Below are 15,389 nucleotides of genomic sequence, written 5' to 3'. Positions count from 1 at the left end.
ATGAAGGAATTCACGTTACTGGAAATCATCAAACGGCTGCAGCAGTTGTTGGTGAGTATGTTTGCGCTGCTGGTGGTGACCTTTATCATCGGCCGGGTGCTGCCTAACGATCCGGTTGGTGCGGTGGTTGGAGAACTGGCGGATCCAGCGGCCTTCGAGGCGATGCGGCAAAAGCTCGGCCTGGATCTGCCGGTGTATCAACAGTTCTGGATTTATCTGACCTCTTTGCTGCACGGAGATATGGGCAGCGCCATCCTGACCGGCAATCCGGTCACCAGAGATTTGGCCCAGGCTTTCCCGGCGACCTTCGAGCTGGCGACCTTTGCCGTCATCATCTCGACGGTTATCGGTGTACCGTTAGGCATGCTGGCGGCGTTCCATCGCGATAGCTGGATTGACCAGTGCGCGCGCGTCATCTCGCTGGTCGGCAGCTCGATACCGGTGTTCTGGTTTGGCGTGGTGGGGCTGGTGATTTTCTATGCCGCCCTGGCCTGGGTGGGAGGGCCGGGACGGGTAGATACGTATCTTGATGGTATGGTTGAACCCCGGACCGGGCTGCTGCTGGTCGACAGCCTGCTGGCCGGCGATACCGAAACATTCTGGAATGCGGTACACCATATCATTCTGCCCGCCTGCATCCTGGCGTACTCGGCAATGGCATACATCACCCGTATGACCCGCAGCTTTACCCTTGAGCAACTTAATCAGGATTATGTCACGGCGGCGCGGGCCAAAGGCGCATCCGGCACCCGCATCGTGACCCGGCATATGCTGCCCAATATTGCGGTGCAGTTGGTCACGGTGCTGGCCATTTCTTATGGCAACCTGCTGGAAGGGGCGGTAGTCACGGAAATCGTCTTCTCATGGCCAGGCATCGGGCAGTACATGACCAATGCTCTGATGATCGGCGACATGAATGCCATCCTGGCCGGCACGCTGATTATCGGTGCCATTTTCATGCTGCTGAATTTTATCACCGATTTGGCTTATCTGATGCTTGATCCACGTACGCGGGAGGTCGCTGTATGAGCGCACAACACCTGATGCCTCAGCGCAAGTCTGCGGCCAGGGCCGGGGGGGTATTTGCCGGACTGCCCGGCATCTGGGCAAAACTATCGCGCGAGCCGCTGGGGCTGGCAGGGTTTATCATTCTCTTTATCCTGGTATTTTGCGCCCTCTTTGCTCCCTGGCTGGCACCTTTTGATCCGGCGGCGCAAAATCTCAAGGCGGCTTTCCTGCCCCCCAGTCTTGCCCACCTGGCCGGCACCGATGAGTTTGGCCGCGATATTTTTTCACGTCTTGTTTTTGGGGCGCGCATTACGATTGCTACCATTCTGGCGGTGTCGCTGATTGTCGGTCCGATTGGCTTGATCATCGGCGTGGTGTCGGGGTTTGTCGGCGGCAGAACCGACACCGTCCTGATGCGCTTTACCGATATCGTGCTTTCTTTCCCGTCGCTTATCCTGGCGTTGGCATTCGCCGCCGCTTTAGGCGCGGGTCTTGAGACGGCAATCGTCGCCATTTCACTTACCAGTTGGCCGCCCATTGCCCGTCTTGCCCGGGCCGAAGCGCTGATTGTCCGTCACACCGATTATGTGGCCGCAGCAAGGCTGTACGGCGCCTCTCCGCTGCGATTGCTGCTGCTTTATATTGCGCCGATGTGTATTCCCTCCGTCATTGTACGGCTGACGCTGAATATGGCCGGTATCATTCTTACCGCCGCCGCCTTGGGCTTCCTTGGGCTGGGCGCCCAGCCGCCGGCGCCGGAGTGGGGGGCGATGATTTCAAGTGGCCGGAAATTCATGCTGGACCATTGGTGGGTGGCGGTTATGCCGGGAATAGCGATTCTGGTGACCAGCCTGGTGTTTAATCTCGTCGGCGACACACTGCGCGACCTTCTGGATCCTCGTCATGGCCGCTCCTGATAAAAATCATATCCTGACTGTACAAAACCTGTCGGTGTTTTTCGGCCCGACCGATACGCCGGCGGTGGATAGCGTCAGTCTGACGCTAGGCGCAGAACGGCTGGGCATTGTCGGCGAATCCGGCTCTGGCAAATCGACGCTGGGTCGGGCGATTATGCGTCTCCTTCCTCCCATCGGCCGCATTCAGGCCGATAGGTTGACTTTCGAAGGCACCTCCCTACTGGATAAAAAAGAGCGCCATCTGCGTGCGCTGCGTGGCAACCGGATGGCGCTTATCATGCAGGATCCGCGTTATTCGCTCAATCCGGTGCTGCCGATTGGCAAGCAAGTGGCTGAAGCGGCCCTACTGCATTTGTCGGTTGGCAAACGCGAAGCGCAGGCGATGGCCGCCGAGATGCTGGTAAAGGTGCGCATCCAGGACGTCGAGCGAACCATGGGGTTATATCCTCATCAGATTTCCGGCGGGATGGGACAGCGGGTGATGATTGCCATGATGCTGCTCGCCAGACCGCGTATGGTCATTGCCGATGAACCGACCTCAGCGCTCGATGTCAGCGTTAGGGGTGATGTCTTAACGCTGCTGGATGAATTGGTACGGGAAAATCAGGCCGGCCTGATGCTGATAAGTCATGATATTCGCATGGTGGCGGCATTTTGTGAACGTATCATCGTCATGTATAAGGGCCGGATCGTCGAAACCCTGACCCGGTTGGATCAAGCGCAGCACCCCTATACTCGCGGCCTGATTGCCGCAATGCCGGACCCCCGGCAGCCGGTACTGCGGCTTAAAACCCTCGACCGAAGCGCCATTGACCTTGCGGAGCTAAAATCATGATAGATGTGCGGAACCTCAGTGTCTCATTCGGCAAGGAAAATGCACTCAAGCAGGTGGTCAGAGACGTATCATTTTCGGTCATAAAAGGCCAGACGCTGGGGATAATCGGCGAATCAGGCTGCGGTAAATCGACGTTGCTGCGTTCCCTGGCGGGGCTTGACGGACACTGGACTGGACAGGTAAAACTGAATGGCGTGCAAGTGGGTAGAACCCGTACCCGGCAACAGCTATTGCTGACCCAGATGATTTTTCAGGACCCTTTCGGTTCGATTCATCCTCGTCATCGCATCAGCCGGATACTGGCTGAGCCTATCCGCGCCATGAAACGGGGCACAGGATGGGACCGGGTGGTGCCGGCGCTGGAGCAGGTGGGACTGTCGGCGGACTTCGCCGATCGGTTCCCCCATCAACTGTCCGGTGGTCAGCGGCAGCGGGTCGCAATAGCGCGGGCGCTGATGCTGCAGCCCGACATCCTGCTGCTGGATGAACCCACTTCGGCGCTCGACGTTTCGGTTCAGGCGGAAGTCCTGAACCTGATGAGCGACATCAAGGATGAGCGGCATCTGACTTATGTGCTGGTCAGCCATGATTTAAGCGTTATCGCCCATATGTGCGATCGCGTGCTGGTGATGAAAGACGGCGTTTTCGTCGATGACCTGAGCCGAGATGATTTACGCCAGGGAGATACTCACCATGACTATTCGCGCCTGCTATTTGAAGCCAGTGTGCTTTGAACCGGCGTATTCAGTTTTCATTAAAAGGAGACCAGCGGAATGTACATTGGTACGCAAGTAGATGCCCGGGATGATGATGATTTTCGCGTATGGGCCCAACTGGGGATTCGACATATCTGTGCCGACCCGGCGGGCAAGCCGGCCAGTTGGACCCTTGACGATATGTTGCGCCATCGGGAAAAGGTGGAAAGTTTCGGTTTGACGCTGGATATGATCCAACTGCCGATGTCTTCGCGACCGATCGAAGAGGCATCCTATCCGGACATTCTGCTGGCTGGCCCCGATCGCGATCGCCAGATTGATGACCTGTGCCGGATGATTGAGAATATCGGTAAAGCCGGTATACCGGCCGCCAAATATAACCTTAATCTGATAGGAATACCGCGCACCGAGATGGAGCGCGGCCGCGGTGGTTCGCTTAATGAAGCCTGGCGTTGGGACAAAGCGGTTCAGGATGCGGCTCCCGGTTTGGCCGGCCAACTGTCTGAAGAACAGAACTGGCAGCGGATAGCTTATTTTCTTGAACGGGTCGTGCCGGTCGCCGAAAGCAACCGCGTTCGCCTGGCCTGCCATCCGCACGATCCCTACACGCCGCCTGGTTATAAGGGCGTCACCCGGGTATTGGGCACCGTTGAGGGGCTGAAAAAATTTGTTATGCTGCATGAAAGCCCGTACCACGGCCTGAATTTCTGCCAGGGCTCGATAGCCGAAATGCTGGAGAATCCGCGCGAAGAAATCGACGATATTATTCGCTGGTTCGGCTCACGCCAGAAAATTTTCAATGTCCATTTCCGCAATATCAGCGGCGGCAAGCTGTCCTTTATGGAACGCTTCCCCGATGAAGGCGATATGGATATGGTGCGTTCCCTGAAAATATACCGTGAAGTCGGCTATCCCTGGATGATAATGCCCGATCATGTGCCGACCATCAGCGGACGCGATCCGGTTGGCGTGGCTTTCAGCTTCTGCTATGGCTATATTGCCGCGCTGCTGGAGGCGATGGAGGCGGGGCATCTTTAAAACCGACTCAGAGTTCCACACCGCTATCCTCTGTCTCCAGGGTGACTGCCCAGGAGACAGTGTCAATACTCACTTCTACGCTTGTCTGTCATGATCGCGCCCTGAGCTTTTGTAGAAAACCGCACCCTGCCAAGGGAAATACCCCACCGATATCGAGCGAAAATGCTGCGATACGCAGATTCAAGCATCATCTCGGCGCCAAGGCCGATGCCGGCATTGTGCGGGATATTGACACTTTACCCGATTTTTTACCGGATTCAGCGACGGTTGCAACAGCAATCCGCTCCTCGCTGATCTGCAACCCATCCTCAATAGCCCCTGGCGTTCCAGAACGTACAACGATGCCTGGCGGCAAAATCCTCAACGTAGCCGGCCTGCCGCACCGAGAGGGCATAGGGCCGCTGGCCGTCGAAGATCTCCCAAGCGGTCTGCCCCGCACTATTGGGTCGACCGGTACGCGCGAAGGCTCCCCAGGCTTGCTGAATGCGCTCGGACAACGCCCGCTGCCGCGGGGTAAAATCGCCCGGATCGCCTAATGCCCATGGGCGCTGAAATACGTAAGCGATTTCAGCCGCATGATAGGATCCCATGGCCGGCGTGAAGGGCGCGCGCGGCAGTGAGATAGGCGCATCGGGATCATCAAACTCATAGGCGTAGAACGGCGCTTGAGTCCCCAGCAATTGATGCATCGTCAGCACTGGGCAGGCAAAATGCGAATCGGTGACGATATCAGCATAAGCCTGGTAGTAGGATTTGGCGGCAATATCGTCATATTGCTTCAGCACAGCGGCGGTATTGCCGGGCAACGCATTAGCGACCGATTCCTCATAACCCTGGCGGCTCACCAGGCCCAGTCCAAACGCCCTGAAATTGGCAAACAACCGGCCTTCATCGCGGTTACTGCCGATCAGCACCGGCACTGCCGCACCTTCTCCCGCTAAGAACGCCTGCAGAGGCGGCTTGGGCAAGACATCACCGCCGGTCATTGGCGCCCAGCCATCTTTGCCGCCGTTGCCGCGCCGCTGGCTGGCGGCTTGATACAGTTTCTTCACCGGGATGGCGCGCAGACAGGCCAGGGCAGTCTGGTCGTCGTCACAACCCAGTTCGCGGGCCATCAACCGGCCTCCCGCTTCGGCCTGGGACAGCGGCAATGAGGTATCCGGCTGCGCGCAGCTGTCGCTTTGCAGGATCACGCGCGAGAACAACCCGCGCGAACCAGGCAGCAGCAGATGCATACAGGTACTGAGCGCCCCGGCCGACTCGCCGAACAAGGTGATATTGGTCGAAGAACCGCCAAATGCCGCAATATTACGGTTAACCCATTTCAGCGCGGCCTGCTGGTCCAGCAGACCGTAATTGCCCTCGCCAGGTCCCCGCAGCGCAGGGTGGGCGAGAAAACCCAGAGCGCCAACGCGATAGTTCGGCGCCACGACGATAACCCCTTGCCGCTCTGCCAGCAGGCTCGGGTCATATTGTCCGTTCGACCCCAGGGCGAGAGCGCCGCCATAAAGCCATACCATCACCGGTAAATCCGTGCCCTCGGCGGCGTTATGCGGTGCGTAAACGTTAAGCGTGAGGCAATCCTCCGCGCTGTCGCCGGTAAACAGCAGTCCGGACTGTGGACAGGCCGGCCCGATGTTCCGGGCATCGCGGACCTGTTGCCAGGCCGCTGCCGGCGCCGGCGGAGCGAAACGCCTTTCACCGACCGGCGGCGCCGCAAAAGGAATGCCCAGAAACGCCTGCCCGCGCTGGGAAATCACCCCGCGCACCGGCCCCTCCTGGGTGGTGATAATACGCGCTGTCGCCGCCGGATCTTCAGTGATCTGGGGCACTTTTCCCGGGTATAGCGTGCAGCCGGAAAGCAGCAATGCTAAAAACCACCCGTATGAACGCCACCGGCCAGGGCAGGCGTTGCTCTTATTACCGACCATCCGTTAGCCCCTCGATATCATTTCAATATAAACCGTCACGGACTGCATCGATAGCTGCCTGGACCCCTGCGGGGCACGTTATATTTCAAGCAGCTTTTTGCAGTTATCTATCAGGTGTGCTCCATATTCCGCAGTAAGCGGTTTTATTTTTAACAGCAAATTGAAGTAAAGGCTGCCGAATATGGCGTCGACTACCAATTCTGGATCGACGTGGGCTGGAACCAGTCCCTGTTTTTGAGCGGAAATAATGTCGTTAACTGTGCTGGCGCGGCGCGGCAGAATGTAATGTTCGTTGAATTCGACCAGAACATCAGGATCGCTTTGGGCTTCAGCGATGATCTCTGAAATAACTTTGCCGAAGAAACCATTAAAAGCAGTTATCAGTCGGTCGACTTTCTGACTGATGGACCCCTCCAGCGTCGTTGCATCCGGCGCATCGAAGGTAGGCACTATCCGCTCATTAAACATCGCAATCACCAGTGCCGCTTTGGTTTTCCACCAGCGATATAAGGTCGGCTTGCCGACGCCTGCACGTTTGGCGACTTTCTCCATGGTCAGCTCACGCAGCGTCATTTCCTGCAGCAGATCATACACCGCGGTGAGGATTGCCTCGTGTGAGTCCGCGCTTAAGGCCCGTGGTCGTCCAAGCCGGGCGGGAGGGGCAGTTTTCACGTCCATTTAATCATCACCTAGTTATTGGATGCCTTAATTTAACATAACCTCAAGTAACGATAAAGCAGTTGACAGTCGGAGCAATTAATAATACGTTTCGTAACGTTAAGTTAATGTGTTGTGCAGTAGTTATTACCTACATCCAGAGGATAAAAAAATGACCTATTCCGAAGGCAGGGTTGCACTGGTCACCGGTGGCTCACGGGGCATCGGTGCAGAAATTTCCAAACGATTGGCTGCAGATGGATTTATCGTCGCGGTGAATTATCTCAGCAACCTAGACGCCGCCACGGCAGTAGTGGATGAAATCGTTTCGTCAGGTGGCAACGCTTTTGCCGTCGCTGCTGATATCAGCAGCCTTAGTGATGTAGCGGCGATGTTCGCAACGGTTGAAAAACGCAGCGGCCCGATCGCGGTGCTGGTCAACAATGCGGGAATAATGGAACTGGCGCCGATCGCCAACATGGATGCCGAAACGTTTGACCGCATGGTCTCGATCAACTTCACCGGCACCTTCAATAGCTTGCAGCAAGCGGCTCGCCAAATGGCTGAGGGGGGGAGAGTCATCAACATATCAAGCAGCCTGACCCGACTAAAATTACCGACTTACGGGCCCTATGCCGCTACCAAAGCGGCTGTCGAAACGCTGACCGCGATATTTTCACGCGAGTTAAAGGGACGGAATATCACGGTAAATGCCGTTGCGCCAGGCCCAACGGCAACCGAACTGTTCTTTAAGGGCAAGTCAGACCAACTGATCAGCAATATCACCAGGATGGCACCGCTCGAGCGACTGGGAAGGCCCGAGGATATCGCCGCGGTGGTGTCTTTCCTCGCCGGCCCTGATGGTGCCTGGGTCAATGGCCAAACGCTGTTCGCCAATGGCGGCGCAATCTGAACGGAGCCCTACTGATGAGCAAAATCGGTAAAACAGCACTGGTGACCGGCGGATCACGTGGCATCGGTGCGGCTATCGCCATAAAACTCGCCCAGCAAGGCTATGCGGTGGCGGTCAATTATGCCACTGGTGTGAGTGAAGCCAATCATATCGTCGCCCAGATCCAAAGGGCCGGCGGCCAAGCCTTGGCGGTGCAGGCCGATCTGGCGCAGATGGTGGATACCGAGCGGTTGTTTGACCGGGTAGCTGAATATTTCGGGCGGTTGGATGTGGTGGTCCATAACGCCGGTATCCAATTACTGGGGTCACATGCCGAGATGGAAAGGGCGGCGGTCGATTTCCAGATCGCCATCAACCTGACCGCCGCCTTTCGGATACTGAGCCAGGCCGCACGACAGGTTGCAGCAGGCGGGCGAATCATTGCGCTATCGTCCGGCACCACAGTAGTGCTGCCCCCTCGCTACGGGGTATATGCCGCGACCAAAGCCGGCGTTGAGGTGCTTGTCGCGGTGCTGGCCCGGGAACTTCGTGGTCGCGGCATCACTGCCAATGCCATTGCGCCTGGCCCGGTGGCTACCGAACTGTACCTGAAAGGTAAAACGGAGGCGAATCTGCAGGAGGCTGCCGCCCGATCGCCTCTCGGGCGTCTGGGACTACCGGATGACATCGCTGGCGCCGTCGCTTTCCTCGTAGGCCCAGACGGTGGTTGGATCAATGGGCAGACCATGCTGGTAAACGGCGGCTTCAACTGAGCGCCGCTGCAAAAAAGACCAAGGTGTCGACACGTCAGTAACTCTCTCAACCAGGTTAATGAAAGGAACGCGAGATGAATAAAGAGCGGAAAGAACCGGATCAGAAGGGCGCATTTTCACGTCGCCAAATACTGACTGCGGCGGCACTGACGGCACCGGCGATTGCGGTGTTGGGTGCAAGCGCCGCGTTGGCACAGCCCGGCAAGCCTGCCAATCCCCAGACGCGACCACAAATGGCACGCAATCGACCGATTCGACTGACCGGCAACACGGTGCTTATCACCGGCGGCGGCACCGGGATTGGGCGAGGCCTGGCCGAGCAGATGCATCAGTTGGGCAACAAGGTGATCATTGCTTCCCGTCGGCGCGCCGTGCTGGAGGCCACGGCCGCCGAGTTCCCGGGAATGGAGGTGATGACGCTGGACGTCCGCGACCCGGCGGGCGTACGCCGCTTTGCTGCTGAAATAGTTGAACGCTACCCCGATCTTAACGTCGTTTTTAATAATGCGGGCATCATGCGGCGTGAGAACCTGCTCGATCAGCAGGCCGATCTGGCTGATATGCACGACACGATAGAAACCAACCTCAACGGACCGATGAGACTGACCGCTGCGCTGCTGCCTCATCTGCAGACCAAGCCCCAGTCGATTATCGTCAACACCACCTCCGGCCTGGCTTTTGTTCCCCTGGTGACCCGGCCAACCTATTGCGCTGCCAAAGCGGCATTTCATTCTTACACAGTATCGCTGCGCTATCAGTTACGCAAAACACGCATCGAGGTATTCGAGATAGCGCCACCGGGGGTGCAGACCGAATTGATGCCTGGCCAATCCCGCCAGCCCAATTATATGCCGCTACCCGAGTTCATCAACCAAACCATGGCGCAGTTTCGCCAAACGCCACCCCCGGTTGAGCTGTTGGTCGATGGGGTACTGGGACTGCGCTATGCGGAACGAGAGGGCCGTTTCGACGCGGCGGTCGACTCGCTAAGCGGCGCGTTTTAATTCACTCAGCCCTAATATGAAAGCCTGCCGCAGATTTTTTGCTATGCCGAAGCATCGATTTCAGCGGTACTGCGGTGGGCTTTCTGCGCCAGCCCTGGGCTGTTGTGATGAAGAACAGGCGGGGCAGCTGGCTTTGGTGAAAATCATTTGTCTGGATTTGTGAAGATCGGCAGTCTGACATTCATCTCAATATCGTTATCAGTTATGATATTAATCAAGTCACAAATCTCTGATAGGGAAATGCCGCCACATGCTTAACCGTTCTACCCTGATTGTTATTACCACCGCGCTATTGTTGAGTGGTTGCACCAAGATTACATCGGCGACTTCAGCCGCCAAATCATCGGTCACTGCGGCCTTGACCCCGTCTAAACCCGACATCGCCGATTTTTCGTCCGGGCCGACCATAGTGACCGTTACGCATATTGCTACGCCGTCAGATGATGGGGTGCCGATCTATGTCACCGTCGATGATGTCGATGCCGGTATTCTGGCCGTAGGCCAAACCGTCGAATTGCACGTCAGTGCCGGTAAACATAAAATCGGCGGCTATGCTCGTTCGCTAGTGGGCCGGGTAACCATTCCCGCAGTAGAGGTGACGACGGAACCGCATCTGGAGCAGCACGTTAATTATGCCATCAAGGGGTCTACGCCTACTTTCTCTTTGGGTTCACCTACTAAGGTGATGTTCAACGCACCCGCTGCAGCGACGGCACCGGCAGCGTCAACGACCGATCCTTCTATCACGGCAACTCCGGCTGCCTCGATACCGGTACCAACCCAGACACCGGCAACCACAGCCGCACCGGCAGCTAACACTCAACCGGAAACGGCAGCGCCGGCCGCAGTATCAGCGCCGGCAACCACCACAGCGCCGGCAACCACCACAGCGCCGGCAACCACCACAGCGCCGGCAACTCCCCCTGATTCGGCGGTTGCCCCTGCACCGACAACCACCACCGCTCCGGACAAGGCCACTCCGGCTACAACCACAACGCCGACAACAGCCCCTGCAACCGCTATGACGCCGGAAACAGCGACACCGGGTGCCGCCACATCGCCGGCCAACACCACAATCCCGCCAAACACATCTGCACCAACCCCCACTAGCACGCCAGAAACGGCTACGTCGGCTGACACAACCGCTGAATAGAGCTGCGTTATTACCGTGTCGAAGCAACGCTGCCGGATGGAAAGGGTCTGTCAGGCAGCAAGAATCGTATTGCTGGTGGATAGCAAGGATTTGCAGACAGCAAGGATCGCATTGCTGGCCTCACAGCGTAATGACGTGTGCTGCCATAACACTGTCGGCTCAGGCCGCAGTGGATGAGGTCATGGTCCAGTCCATCGCGTCCCTTGATCGCGGCATCGGCGGTAGCTAGATGACAGTTGGCGACCCGGTCGCCGCTTGGGTCTGCAGCGCGTGGAGGCCATCGGTAAACATTATCTAGCGTATCGAATCATATATGTTTTACTTCATTCAGAAATAAATACAGCTACTTAAACCCCGGTTAGCGACGCTGTATTTTTTTATATTGCAGTGGGGTAGATTTCATAAGCTTTTTAAAGCAGGTAATGAAATAAGTAACATCTTTAAAACCGACTGATTCTGCAATATCCGCAATAGATAAATTGGTGGTCTGCAAAAGGTCGCATCCCTGCTTAATGCGACGGCAGAGGATGTACTCCTGCAGGGTACCCCCCGTTTGCGCCCGGAACGTTTTTGAAATATAGCCAGCAGAGAAGCCTAATTCCGTAGCGATCCAGTCGAGGGATAATCGCTCAGAATAGTGTTGTTCAACCCAGTCCATAATTTGCGTCGAAAGCGTAATGTCGTTTTTTTGAAAACCTTCCACCGCTGCCGGCAGGCTGTTCATGAGCTGCATAATCAGCAGCATTACTTCGCTGATATGGTAATCCGGACCGGGATTCAGCTTTTCAAACTGCGTTAGCGTCGTGGCGATAAAATCCATTTTATCCGACAGATCATACGCCTGTGCCGGGGAGGAGTCCGCCGAAAGATAGCGGAAATTTTTGCTGTGGCGGGGGAAACCCTCCAGCGCATTCATAATTTGCGTCTGATCGATATGCACAATGGCGCGGATGTAAGGATGTTTATCAGTGCCGGTGATTTGTACTTTATGTAACCTGAATGGTGGGAAAACAAACATTCTCCCGGGCTTGGCGGTGTACTGCTGATTATCCACTACCACTAGACCATAACCGCTCAATATAAAGATAATCTCCAGGCATGGGTGCCAGTGATAATATTGTGCGACGGCGGTGTCTTTCTGACGAAAGACCATAGAGCTGCTGTTTAGTTTGATGTTTTCAAATAATGACCTCGATTTCATTTGCTGCTGCTCACATTACGCATACTTATTTTCAACATGTTTTTATCACATATTGCCCCGTATTCAGACAAAACGCAAAAGCGGCGGCTGCAGAAGCGCAATCATGCTAGCGGCCGCCATCCTGGGTTCATCAGTACATGCTAGCGGCCGCCATCCTAGGCTTCATCAGTACATGCTAGCGGCCGCCATCCTGGGCTTCATCAGTACATGCTAGCGGCCGCCATCCTGGGCTTCATCAGTAAATGTTGATCGGTGTACTGTCGAGCATCAACCGCCGGTTGACGGTGTCAAACCTAACCTCTGGCGCCGGTTCCTGCTTGCCGCTGAGGGAGGAAGAGTACCAGCCTGCCAGCCAGTGCGTTCCCGCTGACAGATCTTTGGCCAGGCAAGGGACGATGGACGGCTCAGCATAAACGATATTACTGTTAGGGGGGGTAATGACCGTGGTAGTGTGCCTGTTATTCAGTAAATCGATTACCCCACTGCCACCGTTTTCCGAACGGATAAAGAGCGCGGAGGTGTCATCAAGCGTCTGTTGCAATCGGTGATAATTAACCGCGAAACCGCCCTCGACGCAGTCTATTTCCCGCGCTGTCTCAACGCAGTGGATGCGGACATGGCCGTGTTCACAAGGTATCAGCCAGGTAATGACTTTCACATCGTCCCAGGGATACCATTCGCTGCGAATAAATTGGTCCGTCATGGTGGTCGACCGGCTTTCCCGTCGGCCACGGTAATAATTATCGTGTTCACTGAAAAGCAACATGGCATCGCAAGAGGCATGGTTCAGCCCGTAAGCTCCGCGCTCAATGGTAAAGCCAAAGTGGCTGGAATAGGCGAACTTACAGTATTTGGCATCGGTATTAACAAAATTCAGTGGATGAAACTGGCCGGACATTAACATCCAGGCGTGGCGGCTATCCTCTGAATGGACAATGGCCTGAGTCGCCTGCGGAATAAAATGGACCTTCTCTAGCGCGGGAAATGGCTCCGGCTCACTTTGCCAGAACTCGCTTTGGTCGTCGATGGCGAGGATTAATAACGATTTCAGCGCCCAGTATGGCGAGCCGGGGCTATTATAGTCCTCGGCCATGGTGAGATTAGGGTAGCCATAGCCGATGGAAAACAAGCCATCATGGGTAATAAACGGCTGCTCCAGCCACCAGTCAATATGGCGCAGTATAATCCCTTTGATAATGCCCGGGCTGAAAACATCCAGTCCGGTAAATGCCGCAGCGCTCCAGAAAGCGGCCTGCACAAAGCGATAGGTCAGGCTGCGGCCAAAAGGAATGGCCGGACCATCGGCGGAAAACCAGTAAATATGCTCAAGGGCGAATGCTATTGCCCGCTGGCGGTAGCGTTCGCAGCGCTCTGGGTCAACATCCTGCATAAAATGACTATAGAGCAGGCCATAATAGTGAAAAGCGCAGGAATTGTAATAATCCCGTGGTCTGCCCATGCCGTCTGAATACCAGCCATTTCCCAGCCAGAAAGGTTCAATGGCGTCCAGATGTGAATTAATGACACTCATATCATAAACGCGACCAGCGCATTTAAAGCCGACCTGCACCAGTACCGGGAAAAAGTGCCAGTTATTATTCGGCACCGGCAAGTCCGCGCTTTGCTGCAGCCAGTGGGTTAGATTGTCCTGTTCGTCAACCGACAGCGATGCCCAGAGCAGTGAGTCCGGCAGCGCCATCGCAAGCGCGTAAGCCGCCATTTCAACGCAGCGCTGATCCGGACCGCTTACCTCACCCCAGTATTCCTGGTGTTGCGGGTCGCTGCCGTGGCGTACGCCAGCCGTATAGTCTGCCAGCAAATCCGTAGAATGGCCTGCGCTCCACAGCGGCAGCAGCCCCCAAAGCATCCTGGAAAAGCCTTCCATTTGCGCGACATCGTCCGGATAATGCGCGGCAGTATTACCCATCTTGATACGGCTATAATGTTGAGTGAAAAAGGGCTTCGCTGATTCAGCCCATTTCCTCATTATGTTGCAGTATGCGTTTTTAGATTCCATTAGAACACCTTGATTATTCAATACGCTCGGGCAATTTAGAGAATTTACTGTTACCAGTAGCTATCCCATACCTGGCTCAATCTGGTTAATGCCTCCACAAAGTAATAATCCCCATAGGCGTTACAGCTATCCACGCCTTTATTTTTATTCACATTGCAGGCGCCATGTTTTAACAACCCATCGCAGGACTCAGACAGTGGGGATAAATAATTATCGATCATCGAATCGACAATATTCAGAGCAGCATGTTCATAATACAACTTGTATTGGTCGGTTGAAGGCAGTGTATTTGCCAAATCAAGCAGTCCGCAAACCGCAATCGCCGCCGCCGAGCTATCCCGATAAACGTCGGTCCCTTTGAGGTCGAGGTCCCAATAACATACCCCATCCTTCGGCAGGCGGTTCAGAAAATAGTGCGCCAGGCTGCGAGTCAGCTCGACATATGAGCTTTGGCCCGTATACTTATAGCCCAACATAAATCCATAGATTCCCCAAGCCTGGCCCCGTGCCCAGCACGATGTATCGCTATAGCCCTGATGGGTTCTGCCATGCAGTGGTTGTCCGGTGTTGATGTCGATATAAAAGGTATGGTGTGTCGAGGCGTCAGGGCGCACCAGATGGCGCGCGGCTTGCTGAAGATGCGCGGTCGCCACGGCGGCAAACCTGCTGTCACCCGTTTGCTGCGACGCCCAGTAAAGCAGCGGCAGATTCATATTACAGTCAATAATCATCCGGCCCTGTTGGGCGGGATCATCCAAATCTCCCCACGCCTGTATGATGTTTGCTACAGGGTTGAAGCGAGTTACTAGCGATTCGGCCGCCCGGATTGCCGTATGCCGCGCAGACTCATTGCCGGTCAGCTTCCAGGCGGAAACGCAGGATAACGTATAAAGAAAACCCAGATCGTGATGATCGACATCAATACGGTTATCAAGACGCTCGGTAAAAGAGGAAACCCACTGTTCCGCCTGGTCGCGAAAACGGCCATCGTGGGTCAATTCCCAGAGTAGCCACAATTGGCCGGCCCAGAAGCCGGTGGTCCAGCCAATATTTTCCGTACGCTGCCAGACTCCGTCAATACAGGTTTCGCCAGGAAAATTACCCTCCAGCTTAGTTATGTTGACTAACGTTTTTTGCGCCGCAATATGGATTGCTGCCTGAATCTTTTGTTTAAGTAAAAAGCGATCCGGCGCCGGCTGTTTAACCTGTTTAAGCGGCTCAGTGATTATTTTTGGCAACATATTTCC

At 55.5% G+C, this 15,389-nt stretch carries 14 protein-coding genes; 9 read left to right on the top strand and 5 right to left on the bottom strand.

Annotated features, from left to right (window positions below):
* Genes EDC52_RS13180 through EDC52_RS13160 form a run of 5 tightly spaced genes read left to right on the top strand, consistent with a single transcriptional unit; the run spans position 1 to position 4,514 of the window.
* A complete protein-coding gene (locus EDC52_RS13180; protein ID WP_131865801.1) occupies positions 1-1,029 on the top strand; it encodes an ABC transporter permease in 1,029 nt (342 codons plus the stop codon).
* Between the two features lie 14 nt (positions 1,030-1,043).
* A complete protein-coding gene (locus EDC52_RS13175) occupies positions 1,044-1,925 on the top strand; it encodes an ABC transporter permease (protein ID WP_407924218.1) in 882 nt (293 codons plus the stop codon).
* Positions 1,912-2,760: an ABC transporter ATP-binding protein gene (locus tag EDC52_RS13170; protein WP_131865799.1), complete on the top strand. Its 849-nt coding sequence runs from the start codon at positions 1,912-1,914 to the stop codon at positions 2,758-2,760. The genes EDC52_RS13175 and EDC52_RS13170 overlap by 14 nt, the downstream gene beginning before the upstream one ends.
* Entirely contained in the window at positions 2,757-3,494 is a 738-nt protein-coding gene (locus EDC52_RS13165; RefSeq protein WP_131865798.1) for an ABC transporter ATP-binding protein, read from the top strand. The genes EDC52_RS13170 and EDC52_RS13165 overlap by 4 nt, the downstream gene beginning before the upstream one ends.
* 39 nt (positions 3,495-3,533) lie before the next feature.
* Complete coding sequence (locus EDC52_RS13160; protein WP_131865797.1) at positions 3,534-4,514, top strand: mannonate dehydratase; 981 nt, start codon at positions 3,534-3,536, stop codon at positions 4,512-4,514.
* A gap of 308 nt (positions 4,515-4,822) precedes the next feature.
* On the opposite strand, the gene EDC52_RS13155 is transcribed toward EDC52_RS13160, so the two are convergent.
* The gene (locus EDC52_RS13155; protein ID WP_230468044.1) at positions 4,823-6,346 is read right to left on the bottom strand and encodes a carboxylesterase/lipase family protein; all 1,524 of its coding nucleotides are present in this window, start codon (positions 6,344-6,346) and stop codon (positions 4,823-4,825) included.
* A 177-nt stretch (positions 6,347-6,523) separates the two neighbouring features.
* Positions 6,524-7,123: a TetR/AcrR family transcriptional regulator gene (locus EDC52_RS13150; RefSeq protein ID WP_131865795.1), complete on the bottom strand. Its 600-nt coding sequence runs from the start codon at positions 7,121-7,123 to the stop codon at positions 6,524-6,526.
* Positions 7,124-7,274: 151 nt separating this feature from the next.
* Between EDC52_RS13150 and EDC52_RS13145 the strand changes: the two genes are divergently transcribed.
* From EDC52_RS13145 to EDC52_RS19980, 4 genes are all read left to right on the top strand, one after another.
* Positions 7,275-8,015 (top strand): SDR family oxidoreductase, encoded by a 741-nt coding sequence (locus EDC52_RS13145; protein ID WP_131865794.1) that lies wholly within the window; start codon positions 7,275-7,277, stop codon positions 8,013-8,015.
* A 14-nt stretch (positions 8,016-8,029) separates the two neighbouring features.
* Positions 8,030-8,767 (top strand): SDR family oxidoreductase, encoded by a 738-nt coding sequence (locus tag EDC52_RS13140; RefSeq protein ID WP_131865793.1) that lies wholly within the window; start codon positions 8,030-8,032, stop codon positions 8,765-8,767.
* 74 nt (positions 8,768-8,841) lie between these two features.
* Positions 8,842-9,771, top strand: coding sequence for an SDR family oxidoreductase (locus EDC52_RS13135; protein ID WP_329955558.1), 930 nt, complete (start codon positions 8,842-8,844; stop codon positions 9,769-9,771).
* Positions 9,772-10,021: 250 nt separating this feature from the next.
* Positions 10,022-10,924, top strand: a complete 903-nt coding sequence (locus tag EDC52_RS19980; protein ID WP_196237768.1) for a hypothetical protein — start codon at positions 10,022-10,024, stop codon at positions 10,922-10,924.
* Between the two features lie 358 nt (positions 10,925-11,282).
* Here EDC52_RS19980 and EDC52_RS13125 read toward each other — a convergent pair whose 3' ends face one another.
* The 3 genes from EDC52_RS13125 to EDC52_RS13115 all read right to left on the bottom strand — a co-directional run bounded on the left by EDC52_RS13125 (position 11,283) and on the right by EDC52_RS13115 (position 15,383).
* A complete protein-coding gene (locus EDC52_RS13125) occupies positions 11,283-12,125 on the bottom strand; it encodes an AraC family transcriptional regulator (RefSeq protein ID WP_131865792.1) in 843 nt (280 codons plus the stop codon).
* Between the two features lie 235 nt (positions 12,126-12,360).
* A complete protein-coding gene (locus EDC52_RS13120; RefSeq protein WP_131865791.1) occupies positions 12,361-14,142 on the bottom strand; it encodes a DUF2264 domain-containing protein in 1,782 nt (593 codons plus the stop codon).
* Between the two features lie 50 nt (positions 14,143-14,192).
* On the bottom strand, positions 14,193-15,383 hold the full coding sequence (locus EDC52_RS13115; RefSeq protein ID WP_131865790.1) for a glycoside hydrolase family 88 protein: 1,191 nt from the start codon (positions 15,381-15,383) through the stop codon (positions 14,193-14,195).
* Positions 15,384-15,389 lie beyond the last annotated feature (6 nt).

Source organism: Biostraticola tofi (assembly GCF_004343195.1).
GTDB lineage: Bacteria > Pseudomonadota > Gammaproteobacteria > Enterobacterales > Enterobacteriaceae > Biostraticola > Biostraticola tofi.
This window is presented reverse-complemented; position numbering and strand designations above follow the sequence as displayed.

Coding starts and splice junctions, on each gene's coding strand:
- EDC52_RS13135 (WP_329955558.1), top strand. CDS start 8,842: ATGAATAAAGAGCGGAAAGAACCGGATCAGAAGGGCGCATTTTCACGT.
- EDC52_RS19980 (WP_196237768.1), top strand. CDS start 10,022: ATGCTTAACCGTTCTACCCTGATTGTTATTACCACCGCGCTATTGTTG.
- EDC52_RS13115 (WP_131865790.1), bottom strand. CDS start 15,383: ATGTTGCCAAAAATAATCACTGAGCCGCTTAAACAGGTTAAACAGCCG.
- EDC52_RS13160 (WP_131865797.1), top strand. CDS start 3,534: ATGTACATTGGTACGCAAGTAGATGCCCGGGATGATGATGATTTTCGC.
- EDC52_RS13170 (WP_131865799.1), top strand. CDS start 1,912: ATGGCCGCTCCTGATAAAAATCATATCCTGACTGTACAAAACCTGTCG.
- EDC52_RS13165 (WP_131865798.1), top strand. CDS start 2,757: ATGATAGATGTGCGGAACCTCAGTGTCTCATTCGGCAAGGAAAATGCA.
- EDC52_RS13120 (WP_131865791.1), bottom strand. CDS start 14,142: ATGGAATCTAAAAACGCATACTGCAACATAATGAGGAAATGGGCTGAA.
- EDC52_RS13140 (WP_131865793.1), top strand. CDS start 8,030: ATGAGCAAAATCGGTAAAACAGCACTGGTGACCGGCGGATCACGTGGC.
- EDC52_RS13125 (WP_131865792.1), bottom strand. CDS start 12,125: ATGAAATCGAGGTCATTATTTGAAAACATCAAACTAAACAGCAGCTCT.
- EDC52_RS13180 (WP_131865801.1), top strand. CDS start 1: ATGAAGGAATTCACGTTACTGGAAATCATCAAACGGCTGCAGCAGTTG.
- EDC52_RS13145 (WP_131865794.1), top strand. CDS start 7,275: ATGACCTATTCCGAAGGCAGGGTTGCACTGGTCACCGGTGGCTCACGG.
- EDC52_RS13150 (WP_131865795.1), bottom strand. CDS start 7,123: ATGGACGTGAAAACTGCCCCTCCCGCCCGGCTTGGACGACCACGGGCC.
- EDC52_RS13175 (WP_407924218.1), top strand. CDS start 1,044: ATGCCTCAGCGCAAGTCTGCGGCCAGGGCCGGGGGGGTATTTGCCGGA.